Origin of the sequence: Agromyces sp. CCNWLW203 (genome assembly GCF_036576125.1) — a bacterium.
Lineage (GTDB): Bacteria > Actinomycetota > Actinomycetes > Actinomycetales > Microbacteriaceae > Agromyces.
This window is the reverse complement of record NZ_JAZHYX010000001.1, coordinates 836979-857716: the sequence shown is the minus strand read 5'-3', so window position 1 is coordinate 857716 and position 20738 is coordinate 836979. Positions and strand designations below refer to the sequence as shown.

Here is a 20738-nt window from a genome sequence, read left to right as displayed (position 1 = left end):
CGCCCGATCCCCAGGACCATTGGAGCCACCGTGGCCGCACCCAGCCGTCTCGAATCCGTCATCGCCCTCGCCCAGCACCGGGGCTTCGTCTTCCAGGCCGGCGAGATCTACGGCGGATCCCGATCCGCGTGGGACTACGGGCCCCTCGGCGTCGAGCTGAAGGAGAACATCAAGCGGCAGTGGTGGCGGTACATGGTCACCGGCCGCGAAGACGTCGTCGGCCTCGACTCGAGCGTCATCCTGCCGAAGCAGGTCTGGATCGCCTCCGGGCACGTCGGCGTCTTCACCGACCCGCTCGTCGAGTGCCTGCACTGCCACAAGCGATTCCGCGAAGATCACCTGCTCGAGGCCTTCGAAGAGAAGAAGGGGCGCGTGCCCGAGAACGGCATGGCCGACATCGCCTGCCCGAACTGCGGCACCCGCGGTCAGTGGACCCCGCCTCGCGATTTCAACATGATGCTGCAGACCTACCTGGGCCCGGTTCAGGATGAGTCGGGGCTGCAGTACCTCCGCCCCGAGACGGCGCAGGGCATCTTCACGAACTTCGCGAATGTGCTGCAGGCCGCGCGCATGAAGCCGCCGTTCGGCATCGGCCAGATCGGCAAGTCGTTCCGCAACGAGATCACGCCCGGAAACTTCATCTTCCGCACCCGTGAGTTCGAGCAGATGGAACTCGAGTTCTTCGTCGAGCCCGGCACCGACGACGAGTGGTTCGAGTACTGGCTCGACTACCGCTGGAACTGGTACGTCGACCTCGGCGTCGACCCCGAGAACCTGCGCCGATTCGAGCACCCCGCAGAGAAGCTGTCGCACTACTCGAAGCGCACCGTCGACATCGAGTACCGCTTCGGGTTCACCGGCGGCGAGTGGGGCGAGCTCGAGGGCGTCGCGAACCGCTCCGACTTCGACCTCAAGACCCACTCGGAGCACTCGGGCAAGGAGCTGTCGTACTTCGACCAGTCGAAGAACGAGCGCTGGATCCCGTACGTGATCGAGCCCGCGGCCGGTCTCACCCGTTCGCTCATGGCCTTCCTCGTCGACGCCTACGACGTCGAAGAGGTGCCGAACGCGAAGGGCGGTGTCGACACCCGCACGGTGCTGCGTCTCGACCCGCGTCTCGCGCCGGTGAAGGCCGCCGTGCTGCCGCTCAGCCGCAACGAGAAGCTGTCGCCGCTCGCTCGTGAGGTCGCCGCGTCGCTGCGCAAGCACTGGAACGTCGACTTCGACGACGCCGGTGCCATCGGGCGTCGCTACCGTCGTCAAGACGAGATCGGCACGCCGTTCTGCATCACGGTCGACTTCGATTCGCTCGATGACAACGCCGTGACCGTGCGCGAGCGCGACAGCATGGAGCAGGTGCGCGTTCCGCTCGCCGAGCTCGAGGGTTTCCTGGCTGCACGCCTCATCGGCGCCTAGCGCCGCGTTGCCACGCGCGTCGCGGGGCCGGTCGTGACCGGCCCCGAGACATCCGCTCAGCTCACTCGAATGAGCAGGCGCTGCCAGCCGGTCGAGCCGTCGGGGGCGATCGGGGCGAGAGCCTCGGTCTGCAAGGTGCCGTTCTTGTCGGTCGCTCGCACGGTGAGGTAGTGGTTGCCTGCGGTCGCCTCCCATTCGAGGAACCACTGCACCCACGTGTCGCCGCTGATCGGGGTCGCGAGGGTCGCCTGCTGCCAGGCCCCGTCGTCGACCCGTACCTCGACCTGTTCGATGCCGACGGGCTGCGCCCACGCGACGCCGGCGATCGTGGTCGGGCCGGCCGTGACGGCCGTGACGATGCGGGGGGTGTCGATGCGCGACGAGAGCTTGATCGGGGCCTTCGCGCTGTAGCCGCGCGGGGTCCAGTACGCCTCGTCGGCGTCGAACCTGGTGACCTTCAGCTCGGTGAGCCACTTGGTGGCCGAGACGTACCCGTAGAGGCCGGGCACGACCATGCGCACCGGGAAACCGTGCTCGAGCGGCAGTGGCTCGCCGTTCATGCCGACCGCCAGGATGGCGTCGAGGCCGTCGTCGGTGAGCGACTCGAGTGGCGTGCTCGCGGTGAACCCGTCGACGCTGCGTGAGAGCACCATGTCGGCTTCAGTCGTCGGCGACGCGAGCCGCAACACCTCGCGCACCGGCACGCCGAGCCAGATCGCGTTGCCGAGCAGCTCGCCCCCGACCTCGTTCGAGACGCATGTGAGCGTGACGGCGTACTCGTCGAGCCCCATGTTCACGAGGTCGTCGAAGCCGAGCTCGATGCGGCGGTCGACCATGCCGTCGATGGTCAGTCGCCACGCCGCGGGATCGACCGATGGCACGACGAGCGCGGTGTCGACCCGGTAGAAGTCCGCGTTCGGCGTGACGAGCGGGCTGATGCCCGGGATGTCGAGCTCGGCGCCGGCCGGGATCACGACGGTCGACCGCGGGGCCGGCAGCTTCAGCGCCCGGCGGATGGCCGCGATCGACGAGGTCGTCGCGGTCGCAACGCGAGCCCCGACGCCGACGATGAGCGCGGATGCCGCGGAGATGGCCGCGATCCGGAAGAACACGCGACGGTCGAGGCCGGGCTCAGGGCGTCGATCGGCCGGGTCGGCCGGGACTGCCGGGTCGGCCGGGTCGGCCGGGACGCCGGGAGCCGGAGCTGTGGAGGACGCCGATGCGTCGGCCTCACGCCACGCACGCAGCCGACGCGCGAGCACGAGGAGCAGGATGCTGCCGGTGACGCTGCCGACGACGGGCGGTACGAAGGCCAGCGGTGTCGCGCCGGCGCGCGTCACGATTGCGGCCACCGACAGCGTCCCGGCGATGACCATCGTGACGACGCCGAGCGGGGGCCGCAGGAGCTGCAGCACCCCGGCGATCGCCGCCGCGACGACAACGGCGAGTCCGAGTCCGGCGAGCAGGGCCGGCTTGTCGTTCTCGCCGAACGTGGCGATCGCGAACTCCTTGAAGGGCTGCGGCACGATGTCGATAACGAACGAGCCGACCGCGAGGATCGGGCTGCCGTCGCGAGCGACGGCGAGGGCGACGAGTTCGGCCACGGCGAGGAAGGCGCCCGCGCTCACGATGCCCGCAATCGCGGCCCACCACCAGAAGCTTCGGCTGGGCCGCCTCGATCTGCTGGGTCCATCGTTCATCGCACGACCTCCGCATCGGCAGGCACGCGAACGACCCGCTACAGGGTGTTCGCCGCCGAGCCGGGTTCGGATTGTCCGGTACCTCCATCGATTCGAGGTCGCCCTCGACCCGTGCCTCGGCGAGGCGCCGAGTGCAGACTGCCGGCTCGATCGGTGGAGAGCGCCCGGCGTCCTTCTCAGACCGTCGTGCCCCTCGCTCGCGCCCGGCTTCAGGCGCGCGACTTAGGCGCAGCCGGCTCACGGCGTGCTCGGGTCTCTGTGCGCTCGCCGGGCTCGAGCGCCCGGCGTCCTTCTCAGACCGTCGTGCCCCTCGCTCGCGACCTTGAGGCGCGCGACTCAGGCGCGGACGGCTCACGGCGCGCTCGAGTGTCTGTGCGCTCGCCGGGCTGAGCCGAATTGGACGGAGTTCTACCCCGCGAGGTTCTACCCCGCGACGGAAAGCACTCGTTCAAGCTCGCTCGGGCTTCTTCGGACCGGTGCCGGGTCGAGCCGCGTCGGATCGACCGGGTTGATGAGGTCGGCGGGTGTCTTCGGTCGCATCAGCCTCGGCGTCTGCTCTGGGTCGACGCCGGCCGGCGGTATGAGCCAGTAGTTCGTGCCGGTTCGCCGAACCTCCCACCCCTGGTTGTGGTACCTGAGGTGATCTCTTCGGCAGAGCAGGATCCCATCGGCGATATCGGTGCGCCCGTCGTCGCGCTGCCAGTGGTCGATGTGGTGCGCCTCGGTCCACGACGGCGGACGCGTGCACTCGGGATCCATGCAGCCGCCGTCGCGCACCGCGAGCACAGCCTTCTGCTTGCTGGTGAAGAGTCGCTCGTCGCGGCCGAGGTCGAGGCAGGCGCCGTCGGCATCGAAGAGGATCGGCAGATAGCCCTCGCAGAGCCCCGTGCGGATGTCGGCGAGCGGAATGCGATCGGGGTGGCCTTCGATGGCACCCGAGCCCTCGCCCGTGCTGAGTGAGTCGGCGTTCACGACGATCCGGACCGACGGCTTCTTGTCGTTGAGCAGGCGAGTCGGGTCGACGCTCGCGCCGGCGCGGAGCAGTTGCACGAGCCCTTCGGCTGCGTCGCGCTCCCGCTCGGCACGCGCGTCGGCGAAGGCCGCATCGCCGCACGCGGGATCGCCGAAGCTGCGCCGCACGGGCGCAGCCGTGCGGCGAGGATGAGTGAGCTGGTCGAACACCGCCTTGACGAGCATGCCGCTCTCGGCGTCGAGTTCGAACTCGCCCCTGACCATGCCGTCGGGCTTCACCCACACTCGCCAGAACGCGCGGGCACGCTGGTGCTCGGTTCGAGCGGCTACGCCGGCGGCGTCGATGCGATCGCGCGCCTGGCGAGCGAGGCGACGGGCTGCGTCGGCATGCAGACCTCGGGTTTCGGCCGAGATGCTCGCGAGGACGGACGCCAGCGCCGACGCCAGTGCCGAATCGTCGGCATCTGCGCCGGGCTCGCCGAGCCCGGAACGGATCGCATCGGCGACCGTAACGGTGAGCGCACCGCTCGCCACGGCACGGCTCAACGCCGAGAACCATGGCGCGACCGGTGCCGGCGCGAGCGCGGCGAGCTCGGGATCATCGCGCCGTGCTCGTTCGAGCTCAGCTGCCGCTTCGGTCTCGGCGACCATGCGCCCGACGCCGATGAGTGTGTTGGTGTCACGCTTCGACGAGTGCGTGATCGACTGCAGCAGGTCACCCGCGTTCGCATGCCCGGTGCGCTGGGCGAGCCCCTGGAGTCCGAAGGCGACCTTCGAGCGGCGCACGACCTCGGCGGCCGCGAGCGCCTGCGCCCGCTCGACCTCGTGCCGGAGCGAGGTGATGGCCTCGACCACCTCGACGAGGGCGCGATCGTCGAGTGCGCTGAAGGTGCTCGAAGAGGGTGCGCACGACGACATCAGAGCGGTCAGACCGCTGAAGTCGGGGAGCGCTTCGGCCATGTACCATTGTCTCGCGGACGGCCGACATTCGAACGTATGTTCCACAGTCTGTGGATAAGTCTGTGGAGAAAGTGGTGATGAGCGTCGACGCGAGGGGAGGGAGCGAGGGAAGGAAGCCCTACCCCCGACCGGCCGCCCACTCCCGTCGCAGCACGCCGTACAACGCCGTGTCCTGCCATTCGCCGTCGTTGTACTGCTCTTCGAGGATCGTCGCCTCGCGTCGCATGCCGAGTCGCTCGCAGAGTCCGGCGGATGCCGCGTTGCGCGCGTCGAGGAACGCCTGGATGCGGTGCGGGTGCAGCGTCTCGAACGCGAAGTCCCTGATCGCGACGGCCGCCTCGCGAGCGTAGCCCTTGCCCTGGTAGTCGGGGTGCACGACCCAGCCGAGTTCGAGCTGTGCGTGCTTGGCGCTCGAGACGCGCACCATCATGTCGCCGATCACCCGATCGCGGGCCGAATCGGCGACCGACCGCTCACCGGGCAGCGTCATCGCGAGCACGAAGAAGTCGCCATCGCCTTCGAGTACGCGTGCGGCGGCGCGCTTCGCCGTGTGTTCGTAGGCCTCGGCGCGATCGCGCTCGGGCCACGGCAGGTACCTGAGCACCTCGGGGATGCGCTGGTACTCGAAGACATCAGGGGCGTCGGATGCCTCGAGCGGCCGCAGCACGAGACGCTCCGTGCTGATCGGCGTCTCGGTCAGCGCGGCCGCATCGAACGGGAACCGCAGCGCGGGTGGCCCGTCGGCAGCCGCCGCAGCGGCGCGATCGAGTTCGGTCGTGGTGGTCGCGAGGTCATGCGTGGCGTTCTCGTGCATCGCGGAGAAGCGTAGCGCGAACCCCTGACGCGCGCCGGGACATCCGCTTTCGGGGCATCGCCCGCCGACGTCCACGGCAGCGGGCACGTCTCAAGAGCCTGGGAAGGCGTGGTGACGAGGCCCGCGGTGGACGGTCTACTCCCACACGACGATCGTGAGATCGACGGATGCCTCGTCGTACCGTTCGGTCACCACCGTCGCGAATCGCTTCGGTGAAAGTCGGAGACAGGTCGTGCCGGACTGCAGGGTGTGGGGTTCGATCCGCTCGGCAGGTCGGTACCCGGTCGCGACCGCGCACATTTCGTAGCCTGCCGTGCCCTCGCGGAGCTGGAGCATCGACAGGCTATAGCCCGCGACGAGAGTGGAGTTTCGGTACTTGAGCGAGAACGGTGAATAGCCCTCGATGCCGGCGCCGAAGTTGGGCGCTGTCGAGTCGAGATCGATGGAATCACCATCGTCGGCGAGCGTGATTCGCCCGCTTGTGCGGATGTTCGGTATCGCCCTGAGGTCGATTGTCGGTGAAACCAGGGCCTGTAGATCGGCGTTGTCGGCACGGAGGGTGGAGATGGTCTCTCGTTGCGCATCGATCGCAGCATTCGCCTCTGTGAGCTCAGCTTCGGCAATGGCGAGCTGGCGCTCGGAGCCAGCGAGCGCATTGCTTGAGGCGTTGTAGCTCGCGGTGGCGACAGTTCCCCAGACTCCGCCGGCAGCGGCCACAACGCCGAGCACGCCGCTGACGATGCCGAGGACCGCGTTGCGGTGGTCGAGGAGTGCGGTGCGCCAGCCGACACGAGACATCGACCGGCTCATCGGCGGTTCCCCCTCAGGTCCGCGGCGGTCTGCTGCCATGTGCATCGGTGAGCGTCGAGTACTCCAGTCATGCGTGGAACCTAGCGCTCAGCACCGACAACCGATCGCCGCGCGCCGACTCGGTTCGGCGAATGAGCCGAGGGTGGGCAGGCCCCTGCTCGAGCGGCACCCGGCCGGTCGAAGAGGTCAGGCGTGCTGTTCTCGTGCATCGCCTGGAAGCGTATCGCGTGCCTCCGACGCGGGCGCGGCGGCATCCGCTGCGGGGGTGACGCCGAAGATCGCGGCGATGCCGTCGATCCAGGCCTGCTGCTCGCCGGCGCGCGCGAGTTCGCGGGAGCGCACCATGGGGGTGTGCAGCAGCACGCCCGCCATGTGGCGTAGGGCCTCTTCAGTGCGTCCGTCAGCGTCGCCGCGCGAGCGGGCGCGTTCGATCTCGCCGTCGAGCAGGTCGAAGACGTGGCGCCGAAGGGCGACGACGGCGGGCGCCAGATCTTGCTCTTCGCGGGCCTCGCCGAAGGCTCGGGCCGCTCCGCCGACGATCGCACGCGCGGCGTCCGTCGCACCGAACTCCTCGAGCGGGGCGTGGATGCGGATCGTCTCGAGGTCGAGCAGCTCGACGCCGTGCACCTCGACGACGTCGGGGGAGACGTTGCGGGGGAGCCCGAGGTCGATCACGAGCTGGCGCTCGACGGGCGCGTCCGCCGGGTCGGCGACGAGACCGAGCGGCCGAACAGCAGTGGGCGAACCGGCAGCGGGCGAACCGGCAGCGGATGCCGCGAATCCCGCCCTGCCCGCTTCGAGCAGCTCGCGGTCGACGACGTGGTGCTCGGCCGTCGTGCACGTGACGATGACGTCGGAGGCGGCGGCCGCGGCGGCGACCTCGCGGCGCCCGACGGCCTCGATGCCGTGGCTCGCGGCGAACTTCGCCGCGCGGCCCGACGGGGAGTAGACGCGCACGTCGGTGACGCCGCGGTCGCGGAGTGCGGCGAGCGAGGCGCCCGCGAAGCGGCCGGTGCCGACGAGCAGCACCTTCGTCTCCGCCCAGTCGGTGATGCGGCTCTCAGCGAGCTCGAGCGCGAGTCGCACGACCGAGCGGCCCTCGTTGCCGATGCCGGTCTCGTTCTTGACGCGGCGCGAGATCTGCGAGGCGCGCTGGAAGAGACGTTCGAGGTCGGGCGTGGTGGTGCCCTCGGTGCGGGCGCGTTCGAGCGAGCGGCGCACCTGGCCAGCGATCTCTCCTTCGCCGACGACGACCGATTCGAGGCCCGAGGCGACGGCGAAGAGGTGGCCGGCGACGGCGTTGCCGTGCACGAAGCCGAACGTCGAGCGCAGCTCTTCGGGTTCGAGGCCGGCGACGGCACCCACCGAGCGGATGGCCTCGTGCACGGCGGGCACGGGCGAATCGCCCTCGGCGGCGTCGAGGTCGAGATACGCCTCGAAGCGGTTGCAGGTGGCGACGACGACGGCACCCTGCACGGCGGGATGGCCGTTGCGAATGCGGGGGCCCGCGGCATCCGCGGTCGCTGAAAGACGCTCGAGCATGTCGAACCCGGCGTTCTTGTGACTCGCGGTGAGGCAGATCAGCACGAAGGGATTCTACTCGCCGTCGAATCCGGGTTCGCCCAGAGCGACTCCGGGCGCAACCCGAGGATGACTCAGCGGCCGGCGAGCACCGCGCTCTGCGGGATGATCTGGATCGGCGCGGTGAGCGGCGGCAGCTCGAGTCCCTCGGCGGCGAGCGCCTCGCGGTGCTTGGCCTTCCAGCTGCGCACGACCGCGAAGAACGGCGCGTCGGAGAGCGCGTAGCGACCCGGGCGCTCGGCGGCGAGCACGATCGGCAGCTCGACGCTCACGCCGCCGCGACGCACGCGCAGCACGAGCACGGAGAGCACCGTCTCGCCGGCGACCATCGAGTCGCTGCGGATGCCGCGGATCTCGCGCCACGCGAAGTGCGCGGCACGCCGTGGCCGGCGACCGCCGTTCCAGAACGCGACGCCGAGTTCGTCGGCCACGATCGAGTAGCGGGCGGCGAGCTTGATCTGCTTCGCGTCGTCGGCCGTCAGCTCGTTCAGGCGGGCGACGAGTTCACGGCGACGGATGCCGCAGTTCACCTCTCCGCGCACGCTCGCCTCGAGCGCGCGGCGACGGGAACGCGCCCGGCCGAGCTCGCCGAGGCGCACGAGCAGCCAGACCAGCGCGGTGCCCAGCGCGGCGACGGCGACGGCGACGGCGACGCGCTCGCCACCGGGGATCTCGGGCAGCCGGAACATGACACGGTCGAGGAAGCCGGAGCCGGCGATCAGAGCGCCGATGACGATCGCCGCGGCGGCGCCGACCATGAAGGTGACGCCGGCGCGGTGGGGTGCCGCGGGGTTCATCGTTCGGCTCGCGCGGTTCGTGGCGACGCCGTTCGAGACGACCGGTTTCGGCTGGGCGGGTACGAGCAGTGCAGTGGGGGCATGTCATTCTCCGTGGGATGCGGAGGCGCACGGGTTGGGAACTCGCGCGTCGTCGTGCTCGGGGGCGCACAACGTCTCGACCATAGCGCTGATGGGAGCGCGAATGTAAGGCTTCCGAACGAATCGGCAGGCACGGGCCACGGGCAGTTCTGACGCCCGCGGCCCGCCTGCGCCGCCTATCCCTCTGCGGCCGCCTTGATCGTGCGCAGTCGGCGCTCCCAACCCTGGGCGAGGCCGTCGAGGTCGCGGGCGAGGGCGCTGAGACGCGATCCGATCGCGCGGTAGCGCACCTCGCGGCCGTGCACCTCGGTCTCGACGAGCCCCGCCTCGCGCAGCACCTCGAGGTGCCGCGCGACGGCCTGGCGGCTGATCGGCTGATCGGCCGCGAGCGTCGTCGCCGACGCGGGCGCGGTGCCGAGTCGTTGCAGGAGCGCCCACCGCGTGTCGTCGCCCAGGGCGGCGAACGCGGCGGGCAGGCTCTCGACGCCGACCGTCATCGCACGGCGGGGAGGTCGGCCGGGAGGCCAGCCACGGTCTCGTTCGCGAGGTGGTCGCGCGCGAACCCGAGTTCGATGGCCCAGCCCTCGGTGTTCTCGTCGAACATCTTGCGTCGCTCCTCGGCGCTGCGGTCGAGCCCCTCGAAGCCGCTCTCGGCGACACGCAGCACGACACCGCCGTCGCGGTCCTCGACCCAGAACTCGACGAGCGTCGACGTGAGCGCGTCGCTCGCGGGGTCGGGTTCGGCGGCGGCCGGAGGTGCGCTGAACCACCGGAAGGCCGCGTAGCGCGGGGCATCCAGCGACTCGATGCCGAGCGTGAACGCGCCCCACTTCTCGTCGTGCACGACGACGCGCGAGCCCTGCTCCTCGATGCGGTGCTCGACGACGCGATCGTCGTTGATCCACCAGCCCGCGGTGGAGACGAGTTCCCACACGCGCTCCGCCGAGGCGTCGATGTCGATCTGCTGTTCGATCCGGTCGAGTGATCCGGTGGTGCCGTTCATGCGTCCTCCTCGTGTGTGTGCGTTCGATGTGCAACCTCAGTGTTGCACTGCTTCGGAAGAAGTGCAACAGATTTGTTGCACTTTTCTGCTGTGGCTGATCGCCGATCTTCACTCAGGCCGATACGAGACAATGTGTGGCGTGATCCTCTCCCCGCAGCATCCGCTCTCCGCCGGCCTGACCTCCGACTCGCGCCTCGTGCGCGCATACAGAGGAGAGCGCGCCGACGCGACGCCCGTCTGGTTCATGCGGCAGGCGGGGCGCTCGCTGCCCGAGTACCGCGACCTCCGGGTCGGCACCCGCATGCTCGACGCGTGCCTCGACCCCGCGATGGCGAGCGAGATCACGCTGCAACCGGTGCGACGCCACAAGGTCGACGCCGGCATCTTCTTCAGCGACATCGTCGTGCCGCTGAAGCTCGTGGGCGTCGACGTCGAGATCCAGCCGGGTCGCGGTCCGGTCTTCGGGCGCGCATACGCGGATGCGGCGGGCGTCGCCGAGCTCACGGCGATCGACCCTGCGCGGCTCGACGAGACATCCGCCCCCATCGCCGAGGCCGTCGCCCGCACGGTCGCCGAGCTGAATACGACGGACAACGGCTCCGGCACCCCGACGCCGCTCATCGGCTTCGCCGGAGCGCCGTTCACGCTCGCGGCCTACCTCACCGAGGGCGGCCCCTCGAAGGACCACCTCGCCGCCCGCACCCTCATGCACGCCGACCCGGGCGCGTGGCGCGCGCTCATGGACTGGACCGCCGAGCTCACCGGCCGATTCCTGCGCACGCAGGTGCTCGCCGGGGCATCCGCTGCGCAGCTCTTCGACTCGTGGGCCGGCGCGATCTCGCTCGCCGACTACGAGGCGCACGTCGCCCCGGCCTCGGCGGCGGCCCTCGCCCACGTGCACGACCTCGCCTACCAGACGACGGATGCCTCGGGCGCTGCGTCGACCGTCACCCGCCGCGTGCCCGTCGTGCACTTCGGCGTCGGCACGGGCGAGCTGCTCGGCGCGATGCACGGCATCGGCGTCGACACGGTGGGTGTCGACTACCGGATCCCGCTCGACGTCGCCGTCGAGCGAGTCGGACAGGGCGTGCCGCTGCAGGGCAACCTCGACCCGGCCCTGCTCGCCGCCCCGTGGCCCGTGCTCGAGGCCGCCGTGCGCGACGTGCTGCGACGCGGGCAGGCCGCCCCCGCCCACGTCTTCAACCTCGGGCACGGCGTGCCGCCCGAGACCGACCCGACGGTGCTGACGCGCGTCGTCGAACTCGTGCACGAGGCCTCGGCATGAGCGACCCGGCAGCGGAGCCCGTCGTCGAGCGCGCGACCGCCGACGTCGTCGTGATCGGCGGCGGTGTCGCCGGCCTCGTCGCGGCACTCGAGTGCGCGAAGGTCGGCCTGCAGGTCACGGTGCTCGAGCGGCGCGAAGAACTCGGCGGATGCGTCGGCCGCATCGAACTCGACGGGCTCACCCTCGACAGCGGCGCCGAGTCGTTCGCGACGCGCGGCGGCGCCGTCGCCGAGCTCCTGACCTCGCTCGACCTCGATGCCGAGGTCGAGAACCCGAACCCCGCCGGCGCCTGGCTCGTGATGCCCGGCAAGCAGGGCCTCGACGCGGCCCCGCTGCCGAAGACGGGCATGCTCGGCATCCCCGCGAACCCGCTCGGCGACGACGTGCGCCGCATCATCGGCTGGAACGGCGCGATCCGCGCCTACTTCGATCGCGTGAAGCCGATCCTCACCATCGGTCGCGCCCGCAGCCTCGGCGAGCTCGTGCGCTCGCGCATGGGCCAGGCCGTGCTCGACCGGCTCGTCACGCCGATCTCGGCCGGCGTCTACTCGTCGAATCCCGACGACCTCGACCTCGACATCGTCGCCCCCGGGCTCAACGAGGCGATGACCCGCACCGGCTCGCTCTCGGGCGGTGTCGGGCAGCTCCTCGAGGAACGGAAGGCCGGCAGCGCCGTGCGCGGCATCCGCGGCGGCATGCACCGGCTCGTCGACGAGCTCGAACGCGAGCTCGCCCGCTTCGGGGTGACCATCGTGCAGGGCGCGGAGGTCACGGGGCTCGAGCGGGGCGTGGTCGGGGGCGAGGGTTTCGAGACGCTCGCTTCGCTCGCTCCGGAACCCACGGGGGAGACGCTCGCTCCGGAGTCCACCGAATCATGGCGCGTCAGCGCGGCGACCGAGGCCGGCGAGCTGCTCGTGACCGCTCCCGACGTCGTGCTCGCGGCCTCGGGGCATGCAGCGCTCGCCCTCGTCGACGAAGCGCTCGACGGCTGGACGCATACGAGCGACACCGACGGCGAGGCGTGGCCCGCCGCGGCATCCGTCGAGATCGTCACCCTCGTGCTCGACGCGCCCGCGCTCGACGCAGCCCCGCGCGGCACCGGCGTGCTCGTCGCGGCCGACGCGCCGGGCGTGACGGCGAAGGCCTTGACCCACTCGACCGCGAAGTGGCCGTGGCTGGCCGAGCAGGCGGGCGGCCGTCATGTCGTGCGCCTCTCCTACGGTCGCGCCGGCGCGGCGAACCCGCTCGACGGGCGCTCCGACGCCGAGGTCGCCGAGCTCGCGCTCGCTGACGCCGCGCTACTCCTCGGCGTCTCCCTCGACGAGCGGATGCTCCGTGCCTCGGGCCGCACCGAATGGCGTGACGCCATCTCGCAGGCGACCATCGGACAGCGCGAACGAGTGCGCGCGCTCAAGGACGCGCTCGCGGCAGAGCCCGGCATCGAGGCCACCGGATCGTGGGTCGCGGGCACCGGTCTCGCCTCGGTCGTGCCGCACGCCCTTGAAGCGGCGCGCCGGGTCAGGCACCGCCGAGTGCAGCCCGACGGCGACGCATAGCCCGAACGGAATATTTCGACGCAACCCCCTTGCGCGACTTGCCCCGGGGTCTACGCTGGAAACGACGCTGTGGCGAACCACAGGGGGAGATGGGGTGCACATGAAAGGCAAGATCCTCTTCGTCGTGGGGCTCGGAGTCGGGTACGTGCTCGGCACGCGCGCGGGTCGCGAGCGCTACGAGCAGATCCGCAAGGCTGCCGAGGGCGTGTGGAACACGCCGGCCGTGCAGCAGGGCGTCGACACCGTCAAGGGGTTCGCGGCCGACAAGGTCGGCGACCTCTCCGACACCGTGCTCGACGGCGTGAAGTCCTTCATCGGCAACGCGACGCGCGGCTCCGGTGCGTCCAAGAGCGACGTCAGCGGTGCGGCGAAGACCGCGAAGCAGAACGTCTCCAAGACGGCCGCTGCGGCCAAGTCGGCCGTCGACAGCGCGGCCGCCGCGCTCGACGACGCCATCGACGACGCGGCCGGCGTCGCGTCATCCGCCGCGTCCGGCGCGAAGAGCGGTGCGAGCAAGCGCACCCCGGCCAAGCGCAGCACGGCGGGCAAGACGAAGCCCGCCGCATCCGATTCATGACCGTGGAGGTGACCACGCGATGACCGCGCCCTCGAACGACGACCGCACGCTCTTCACGCTGATCGGCGACCTGCCCGACACGATCTCGTCGCTCGTGCGCGCCGAGATCGACCAGCTCAAGGCCGAGATCTCCTACAAGGTCAAGCACTTCGGCATCGGGTCGGGGCTCGTCGCGGGCGCCGCCGTGGTCGGCGTCTTCCTGCTCTTCACGCTCATCACCACCGCGATCTTCGCGCTCGCGCTCGTGATGCCGGCGTGGGCCGCCGCGCTCACCGTGTCGGGCGTGCTGCTCCTGATCATCGTGATCCTGCTGTGGATCGCCTACGTCAACTTCAAGCGGGGCTCAGAGCCCCTCGAGTCCGTCGAGAGCCTGAAGGCCGACCTCGACGCCCTGAAGGGAACGGGAGACTATGACCGCCGCTACTGACGCCTCCGGCCCCCGCCCCTCGAAGCGCGACGCCGCCGCCCGCGAGCGCAACCTCACCCGGGTGCAGGCGAAGATCGCGTCGCAACAGGCCAGGGCCCAGTTCGCCGAGACGCTCAACGCCCTCGAAGACAAGCTCAACGTGCCGAAGCAGGTCGGCATGCGCACCGAGCGCGCCAAGGTCAAGCTCCGCCGATTCGCCGACGAGCAGCCCGTGGCCGCGGTCGTCGTCGCCGTCGGTGTCGTGGCCGCCGTCGGCATCGGCGTGTGGCTCGCCGTGCGCTCGAAGTTCGACTGATCGCGCAAGAGCCGACCGAGACCTGAGCGAGCGGATGCCGCGATGCCGACGCAGGTGCATGAACCGGGTGACCCGATGAGCGACGCCGCACAGGAGCCGGTCGGGGTCGCGAGCCGCACGACCGTCGACCGTGTCGCCGGGCTCGTGCGGGCCGAGATCCTGAGCGGGGTGCTCGCCCCCGACACACCACTCCGCGAGGAGGCCGCCGCCGAGCAGTTCGGGGTCTCGCGCCACACGGTGCGCGCCGCGTTCCAGCGGCTCGTCGCCGAGCGGCTCGCCGTCGCCGAGGCGTACCGCGGCGTGCGCGTCGCGAGTTTCGACCGCGCGCACGTCATCGCGCTGCAGCAGTTGCGTGCCGCGCTCGAGGTCGAGGCGGTGCGCATCACGGGTGAACGCCATGGCGAGCAGTGGCCCGCCGAGGTGCTGGCGCCTGCACGAGCGACGCTCGACCAGCTCGCGGGGCTCGCCGGCGCGGGCGATTCCTCGAGCGACGCCGTCGACTGGCTCGAGGTGGAGCGGCTGCACGCCGACTTCCACCATGCGATCGTCGCGGCGTCGGGGAGTCCCCGCATCATCGAGGCGCACGCCGCGCTCGGTAGCGAGCTGCTGATCTTCCTGCTGCATGTGCGACCGCACTACACGATCGACAGCCTCATCGAAGAGCACCGCGCGCTGCTCGACGAGCTCCCGGCGCGCGGCGGCGAGGCCGTGCGGGAGCACCTGGAGCACGCCACGCGACTCCTCATCGGAGCCTGACGCCACCGCGCCGGGTCAGGCCGTGATGGCGGCGTACCAGATGAGCAGCATGGTCACGAGGAACCCGACGACGTAGTTGATGACGAGGAACCGGCGCCAGCCGGCATTCGCGCGACCCGACGAGACGTCGGTGACGCCGGTGAACGGTGCGGCCGCCGCGATGTAGGGCACCACGAGCAGGGCAGCAAGCGGCCCCGGCCATGACGTGGCGAGCATGAGCAGGCCTGCCAGCGCCCACATGGCGATCGCGAACCGCACCGTGCGCCTCGCCCCGAGGGCGGTCGCGATCGAGGCGATGCCCGCGGCGCGATCGGGCACGACGTCTTGCACGGCGCCGAAGGCGTGGCTCGCGATGCCCCACGCCAGGAACGCGAGGAGCAGCGCGATGAGCGGCGGCGTGAACGCGGCCCCCGCGAGCACCAGGCCGTAGACCGCCGGGCTCACGAAGTGCACGCTCGACGTCAGCGAGTCGAGGAACGGCACCTCCTTGAACCGCAGCCCCGGCACGGAGTACGCCGCGACCGCGAAGAGGCTCACGGCGAGCACCGCCCATGACGCAGGCCCGCCCGCCGCGATCAGCACGACGATGAAGGGCACGCAGCTCGCGATGGCAGCGATGATCGTCAGTCGATGACGATCGGGCACGAGCAGCGCTCCCTCGACGCCGCCCTTGCGCGGGTTCGCGGCATCCGAGGCGTAGTCGAAGACGTCGTTCACGCCGTACATCGCGAGATTGTAGGGCACGAGGAAGAAGAGCGTGCCGACGACGAAGGCGACATCGATCTCGCGCGCGGTGAGCAGGTACGCGGCGGCGAAGGGGAACGCGGTGTTCACCCAGCTCAGCGGCCGCGATGCCGTGAAGAGGTCGGCGATCACGCCGCGGCGGGTCTCAGTCGTCGGCATCGGCCGCACCTCCCATGAGGTTCCAGAGCCCGCTGAGCAGCAGCACTCCGGCGATCGGGTAGGCGAGGTCCTCGATGGGAGCGAGGCCGAGACGCACCCCCGAGATGTGGGTGTCGGCGTAGTCGAACAGTCCGGCGGCGATCATGATCGAGTCGAACGCGATCGTCAGTGCGACGAGCACGAGCGCGGAGAGCGCGACCGCCCGGCCATGGCCGCGCGGCGCCCGGCGCCAGCCGAGGGCGGCGACGACGACCGCGACCAGGAGGAAGGCGGCCGAGAGCAGTAGGTACGTCATCGGCGCGCCGCCTCCTTCGCCGCGATCAGGCGGAGTGCACCGGTGTAGAGCACGAGCGTCAAGTAGCAGAGGAACCCGAGGAACACGAGCTCCTCGAGCGGCAGTTCGGGGGCGAGCAGGATGCCGGTGCTCACCGCGTTCTCGCCGCGGTGGAAGATGCCGAGGGCGATGCCGGCGACATCCCATGCGAGGAAGAACACGAGCCCGACACCCAGCACGACGATCGCCCGCCGGCGCCGGCCCGGGGCGCCGAACACCAGGCGGAATCGGGCGTCGAGCAGGGCCATGCAGGCGATGCCGGCGAGCAGCACGCCGAGGTAGGCGAGCATCATGCCGTCACGCTCCGCACCGCTGGCTCGGCGAGCGGGCCGGCGCCGCGCTCGCCGCGCACCGCCTTCGCGACGAGCTCGGCGCTGATCAGGCACATGGGCAGCCCGATGCCGGGCACCGTGGTCGCGCCGGCGAAATACAGGCCATGAACCGTGCTCGATGCGGTGCGGCCCCGCAGGAACGCGCTCTGGCGCAGCACGTGCGCCGGGCCGAGCGCCGAGCCCCGCCACGAGTTGAAATCGGCCTCGAAGTCGGCCGGGCCGATCGTGCGGCGCACGACGATGCGATCCGCGAGATCGGGCACGCCCGCCCACGACGCGATCTGCGCGATCGCGGCATCGGCGATGCGCTCGACCGAGTCGTCGCCCGCGCCGTCGACGCCGCCGTGACCGATCCTCGGGTCGGCCGGCACCGGCACGAGCACGAAGAGGTTCTCGTGGCCGGCGGGCGCCACCGATGGGTCCGTCGCGCTCGGCCGGCACACGTAGAGCGAGGCCGGGTCGGGCACCGACGGTGAGCGGCCGAAGATGCGGTCGAAGTTCGCCGCCCAGTCCTCGGTGAACAGCAGCGTGTGATGCTGCAGTTGCGGGAGTTCGCCGCGCACGCCGAGCATCACGAGCACCGCACCCGGACCGGGGTCGGCTCGGCGCCAGGAGGCATCCGATCGGCTTCTCGACGACGGTGGCAGCAGCGCCGTCTCGGTGTGGTGCACGTCGGCGGCCGAGACGACGAGGTCGGCTTCGGCTTCGCGCGCCGCACCATCCGAATCGATGAAGCGGATGCCGCGCGCCGCTCCCGACTCGACGGTGATGCCCGTGACCCGCGCACCCGTCACGATGCGCGCGCCGGCCCGCTGCGCCAGGCTGGCGACGCTGTCGATGACCTCGCGGAACCCGCCCTGCGGGTAGAAGACCCCGTCATCGAGGTCGAAGTGGCTCATCAGGTGGTAGAGGCTCGGCGCCGCCGACGGCGAGGTGCCGAGGAACACGGCGGGGTAGCCGAGCACCTGGCGCAGGCGCGGGTCGCGGAAGCGCCCGGCGACGAAGCGGTCGAGGGGCTGCAGCAGCAGGCGGCCGAGGCGACCGATGCGTCGGAGCACCGGCGGCACGAGCAGGGTGCCCGGGGAGGAGAAGTCGTTGTAGAGGAAGTGGTCGAGCGCGAGTCGGGTCGTGTCCCCGGCGGAGTCGAGGTACTGCTCGAGGCGGCGCCCCGCGCCCGGCTCGATCGCCTCGAACGCCGCCGCCGCGAGCGCCCGGTCGGACGCGAGGTCGAGGGGTTCGGCCCGGTGCTCGAAGAACACGCGGTACCCGGGATCCAGCCGCACGAGGTCGAGTTCGGCCGCCGCGCTCGTGCCCATCAGCCGGTAGAAGTGCTCGAACACCTCGGGCATGAGGTACCACGACGGGCCGGTGTCGAAGCGGAATCCGCCGGCGTCCCACCGCCCGGCGCGTCCGCCGACGGTCTCGTTCGCCTCGTAGACCGCGACGTCGTGGCCGTCGCGGGCGAGCAGCGCCGCGGTGGCGAGACCGGCGATGCCGCCGCCGACGATCGCGACCCGGTTCATGCCGGCGCTCCGGGAATCGGTGCGGGCTGCGACGCCGACGCCTCTGACGCACGCCGCGGGCGTGCACCGGCGGCGACGGCGAGCAGCACGAGCTTCCGCGGAGTCGACACGCGCACCCTCGTCTCGAGCAGCTCGCGCGCCGGCGTGCGACGGAGCCTCGACGATAGGGCGGAGAACAGGGCGTGTGCGGCGGCGACGGCCCTGCGGCATCCGCTCGGCAGTTCGGGAATCACCTCGGCGGCGATCGCGAGGTCGCGATCGAGGTCGTCGAGCAGTCGCACCTTGTCGGCCTCGCTCAAATGCGCCGGGTCGACGCCCGGGAAGTAGCGGCGCCCCAGGGAGCCGTAGTCGTCGGCGAGGTCGCGCAGGAAGTTCACCTTCTGGAACGCCGCGCCGAGATGACGTGCCCCGCGCTGCCAGCGCGCATCGCGCTCGTCGTCGACGGGGAGCCCCTCGCTGAAGGCGCGCAGGCACATCAGCCCGACCACCTCGGCGGAGCCGTACACGTACTGGCGGAGCTCGGCCTCGTCGAAGTCGACCGGGTCGAGGTCGCGCCGCATCGACGCGAAGAACGGCCGCGTCAGCTCGCGCCCGAACCCCGTGCTGCGTGCGGTGCGGGCGAAGGCGTGCACGACGAGGTTCGAGCTGTACCCGCGAGCCATCGCCTGCTCGGTCTCGACCTCGAGGGCGTCGAGCATCGCCCGCCGCTCATCCGGGCCGAGTCCGGCCTCCTCGGCCGGGCCGTCGACGATCTCGTCGGCGATGCGAACGAGCGCGTAGACGTCGGCGAGGTGGTCGCGCACCGGGCGCGAGCACAGGCGGCTCGCGAGCCCGAACGACGTCGAGTAGTGCGTGATCACCTGGGCGGAGCCGAGGTGGGCCGCGCGATCGTACAGCGCGAGCCCGGTCGCCGGGGCCATCGGGCTCATCGTGCACGCTCCGTACAGGTGCGGGCCGTCATGGTCAGCGACTCCTGCAGGCCGTGCGGCAGGCCCGCGGCCGCGATCGCGTCGACGGCGGCGGCGCAGCGCGCGTCGATGAGGCGCTCGACGCGGTCGCGGGCGCCGCTCGACTCGATTGCTCCTCGCAGCGCGGTCGCACCGGCGTCGTCGAGCTCGGGGCTGCCGAACCCGTCGGCGGCGTGATGCCAGTCGGAGTGCACTCGGGCATAGGCGACGAGCAGCGTCTCCTTGCCCTCGCGCAGGTCGGAGAGCGAGGACTTGCCGGTGACGGCCGACGAGCCGAAGACGCCGAGCACGTCGTCGCGCAACTGGAACGCGACGCCGAGGTGGCGGCCGATCTCGCCGAGCCGCGAGACCGAGGCCGCCGAGGCCCCGCCGAGCACCGCCCCGGCCTGCAGGGGCGCGCTGAACGAATACGAGGCGGTCTTGTTCTCGATCATGGCGAGGATGTCGCGCTCGCCGGGGGCGGCACCCGAGTGCCGCACGTCGGCGTGCTCGCCCGCCGCCGCGAGGAAGACGCACTCGTCGACGATCTCGAGCAGCGAGGCGCGCACCTGGCGCGGCGCCTCGAGCTCGGCGACCACCCGCAGGGCGCCCGCGATGAGCAGGTCGCCGGCGAGAATAGCGGATGCCTCGCCGTAGTCGTTCGCCCGGTCGGCCGCGAGCCCCCGGCCGACCCCGTCGAGCGCGAAGCGGCCCGCGACGTTGGGTGCGCCCCGTCGCACGAGGTCGTGGTCGATCACGTCGTCGTGCATGAGGAACGCAGTGTGCAGGAGCTCGAACGCCGAGGCCAGCCGTACCGCCTCGGCCGTGGTCGCGCCGGCGAACGCCGCGTGCGCCGCGAGCACGAGCTCGGGACGGATGCGCTTGCCACCGGCGGCGCCGTCGCGGGCGGCGACCCACAGCCGCACGTAGTCGTCGCCGTGGCTCGCCGCGCGGTCGAGCTGCCGGGCGAAGTAGTCGTCGAGGAAGGCGGAGACGGCGATGCCGGCGGTGACGCCGACGCCGTCTCCATCTCGCTCGATGCGCCGATCGAGGGTCGTGCCGATCATGATGCGATGGCCTCGCGCCGGTCGAGGGAGCCGCCGAGGAACGGCAGCAGCTGCGCCTGCAGCACGAACCACGGGCTGAACGCCCACGGCGCGTGCTCGATCGCCGAGGCGAGACGTCGCGGCGCGACCCAGGCGAAGTCCATGACCTCGCCGGGGTGCGGCTCGAGCTCCGAGGTCGCGTACGCCGTGTAGACGGGGCAGAGCTCGTTCTCGACGAGCCCCGAGGCATCCGTCGCCCGGTACTGGAAGAACGGGAGCACCGGCTGGATGCCGTCGAGCGAGAGCCCGAGCTCGAACTCGCCGCGCCGGCGGATGGCGTGCACCAGTGTCTCGGCCGGGGCCGGGTGGCCGCAGAACGAGTTGGTCCAGACGCCGGGCCAGGTCTGCTTCGAGAGGGCGCGGCGGGTCACGAGGAGTTCGTCGCGCTCGTTGAAGACGTGGCACGAGAACGCGAGGTGGCGTGCGGTGTCGGCGCCGTGCACGCTCGACTTCGGCGCCCGGCCGATGGCTCGGCCGTCGGCGTCGAGGAGCACGACCTCTTCGATGTCGCTGAGGGTCATGGGGACTCCTTCGCTGCTTTGGCTAGAAGTTAGCTTAGCGAG

The 20738-nt window shown here is 71.2% G+C and carries 22 protein-coding genes; 7 read left to right on the top strand and 15 right to left on the bottom strand.

What is annotated here, in order from left to right; translation table 11 throughout:
- Positions 1–30 precede the first annotated feature (30 nt).
- A complete protein-coding gene (locus VPH61_RS03980; RefSeq protein WP_332062215.1) occupies positions 31–1416 on the top strand; it encodes a glycine--tRNA ligase in 1386 nt (461 codons plus the stop codon).
- A gap of 56 nt (positions 1417–1472) precedes the next feature.
- Here VPH61_RS03980 and VPH61_RS03975 read toward each other — a convergent pair whose 3' ends face one another.
- The 8 genes from VPH61_RS03975 to VPH61_RS03940 all read right to left on the bottom strand — a co-directional run bounded on the left by VPH61_RS03975 (position 1473) and on the right by VPH61_RS03940 (position 10134).
- A complete protein-coding gene (locus tag VPH61_RS03975; protein WP_332062214.1) occupies positions 1473–3116 on the bottom strand; it encodes a molybdopterin-dependent oxidoreductase in 1644 nt (547 codons plus the stop codon).
- 423 nt (positions 3117–3539) lie between these two features.
- Positions 3540–5048, bottom strand: coding sequence for an HNH endonuclease (locus VPH61_RS03970; protein WP_332062213.1), 1509 nt, complete (start codon positions 5046–5048; stop codon positions 3540–3542).
- Between the two features lie 118 nt (positions 5049–5166).
- Positions 5167–5862: a GNAT family N-acetyltransferase gene (locus VPH61_RS03965; protein ID WP_332062212.1), complete on the bottom strand. Its 696-nt coding sequence runs from the start codon at positions 5860–5862 to the stop codon at positions 5167–5169.
- A 135-nt stretch (positions 5863–5997) separates the two neighbouring features.
- Positions 5998–6660, bottom strand: coding sequence for a hypothetical protein (locus VPH61_RS03960; protein WP_332062211.1), 663 nt, complete (start codon positions 6658–6660; stop codon positions 5998–6000).
- Positions 6661–6858: 198 nt separating this feature from the next.
- Complete coding sequence (locus VPH61_RS03955; RefSeq protein WP_332062210.1) at positions 6859–8259, bottom strand: glutamyl-tRNA reductase; 1401 nt, start codon at positions 8257–8259, stop codon at positions 6859–6861.
- A 68-nt stretch (positions 8260–8327) separates the two neighbouring features.
- Complete coding sequence (locus VPH61_RS03950; RefSeq protein ID WP_332062209.1) at positions 8328–9050, bottom strand: hypothetical protein; 723 nt, start codon at positions 9048–9050, stop codon at positions 8328–8330.
- A 257-nt stretch (positions 9051–9307) separates the two neighbouring features.
- Positions 9308–9628, bottom strand: a complete 321-nt coding sequence (locus tag VPH61_RS03945; protein WP_332062208.1) for an ArsR/SmtB family transcription factor — start codon at positions 9626–9628, stop codon at positions 9308–9310.
- Positions 9625–10134 (bottom strand): ATPase, encoded by a 510-nt coding sequence (locus VPH61_RS03940; RefSeq protein ID WP_332062207.1) that lies wholly within the window; start codon positions 10132–10134, stop codon positions 9625–9627. Before VPH61_RS03940 ends, VPH61_RS03945 begins: the two co-directional genes overlap by 4 nt.
- A gap of 130 nt (positions 10135–10264) precedes the next feature.
- Between VPH61_RS03940 and hemE the strand changes: the two genes are divergently transcribed.
- The 6 genes from hemE (at position 10265) to VPH61_RS03910 (ending at position 15030) form a co-directional block, all read left to right on the top strand.
- On the top strand, positions 10265–11419 hold the full coding sequence (hemE, locus tag VPH61_RS03935; RefSeq protein ID WP_442879046.1) for a uroporphyrinogen decarboxylase: 1155 nt from the start codon (positions 10265–10267) through the stop codon (positions 11417–11419).
- Positions 11416–12975: a protoporphyrinogen/coproporphyrinogen oxidase gene (locus VPH61_RS03930; protein ID WP_332062205.1), complete on the top strand. Its 1560-nt coding sequence runs from the start codon at positions 11416–11418 to the stop codon at positions 12973–12975. Before hemE ends, VPH61_RS03930 begins: the two co-directional genes overlap by 4 nt.
- Before the next feature lie 100 nt (positions 12976–13075).
- On the top strand, positions 13076–13552 hold the full coding sequence (locus VPH61_RS03925; protein WP_332062204.1) for a hypothetical protein: 477 nt from the start codon (positions 13076–13078) through the stop codon (positions 13550–13552).
- A gap of 19 nt (positions 13553–13571) precedes the next feature.
- On the top strand, positions 13572–13979 hold the full coding sequence (locus VPH61_RS03920; RefSeq protein WP_332062203.1) for a phage holin family protein: 408 nt from the start codon (positions 13572–13574) through the stop codon (positions 13977–13979).
- Positions 13963–14274: a DUF3618 domain-containing protein gene (locus VPH61_RS03915; protein WP_332062202.1), complete on the top strand. Its 312-nt coding sequence runs from the start codon at positions 13963–13965 to the stop codon at positions 14272–14274. The genes VPH61_RS03920 and VPH61_RS03915 overlap by 17 nt, the downstream gene beginning before the upstream one ends.
- 75 nt (positions 14275–14349) lie before the next feature.
- Entirely contained in the window at positions 14350–15030 is a 681-nt protein-coding gene (locus VPH61_RS03910) for a GntR family transcriptional regulator (protein WP_332062201.1), read from the top strand.
- A 15-nt stretch (positions 15031–15045) separates the two neighbouring features.
- Here the strand turns inward: VPH61_RS03910 and VPH61_RS03905 are convergent, their stop codons facing one another.
- From VPH61_RS03905 to idi, 7 genes are read right to left on the bottom strand one after another with little or no spacing between them, the layout of a single operon-like run.
- Positions 15046–15933: a prenyltransferase gene (locus VPH61_RS03905; protein WP_332062200.1), complete on the bottom strand. Its 888-nt coding sequence runs from the start codon at positions 15931–15933 to the stop codon at positions 15046–15048.
- Complete coding sequence (locus tag VPH61_RS03900) at positions 15920–16228, bottom strand: lycopene cyclase domain-containing protein (RefSeq protein ID WP_332062199.1); 309 nt, start codon at positions 16226–16228, stop codon at positions 15920–15922. The genes VPH61_RS03905 and VPH61_RS03900 overlap by 14 nt, the downstream gene beginning before the upstream one ends.
- Complete coding sequence (locus tag VPH61_RS03895) at positions 16225–16560, bottom strand: lycopene cyclase domain-containing protein (RefSeq protein WP_332062198.1); 336 nt, start codon at positions 16558–16560, stop codon at positions 16225–16227. The genes VPH61_RS03900 and VPH61_RS03895 overlap by 4 nt, the downstream gene beginning before the upstream one ends.
- Entirely contained in the window at positions 16557–18122 is a 1566-nt protein-coding gene (gene crtI, locus VPH61_RS03890) for a phytoene desaturase family protein (protein ID WP_332062197.1), read from the bottom strand. Before crtI ends, VPH61_RS03895 begins: the two co-directional genes overlap by 4 nt.
- Positions 18119–19051, bottom strand: coding sequence for a phytoene/squalene synthase family protein (locus VPH61_RS03885; RefSeq protein ID WP_332062196.1), 933 nt, complete (start codon positions 19049–19051; stop codon positions 18119–18121). Before VPH61_RS03885 ends, crtI begins: the two co-directional genes overlap by 4 nt.
- Positions 19048–20136 carry a polyprenyl synthetase family protein gene (locus VPH61_RS03880; protein WP_332062195.1) on the bottom strand — a complete coding sequence of 363 codons (1089 nt, stop codon included), beginning with the start codon at positions 20134–20136 and terminating at the stop codon, positions 19048–19050. Before VPH61_RS03880 ends, VPH61_RS03885 begins: the two co-directional genes overlap by 4 nt.
- The gene (idi, locus tag VPH61_RS03875) at positions 20133–20696 is read right to left on the bottom strand and encodes an isopentenyl-diphosphate Delta-isomerase (RefSeq protein WP_332062194.1); all 564 of its coding nucleotides are present in this window, start codon (positions 20694–20696) and stop codon (positions 20133–20135) included. Before idi ends, VPH61_RS03880 begins: the two co-directional genes overlap by 4 nt.
- Positions 20697–20738: the final 42 nt, after the last annotated feature.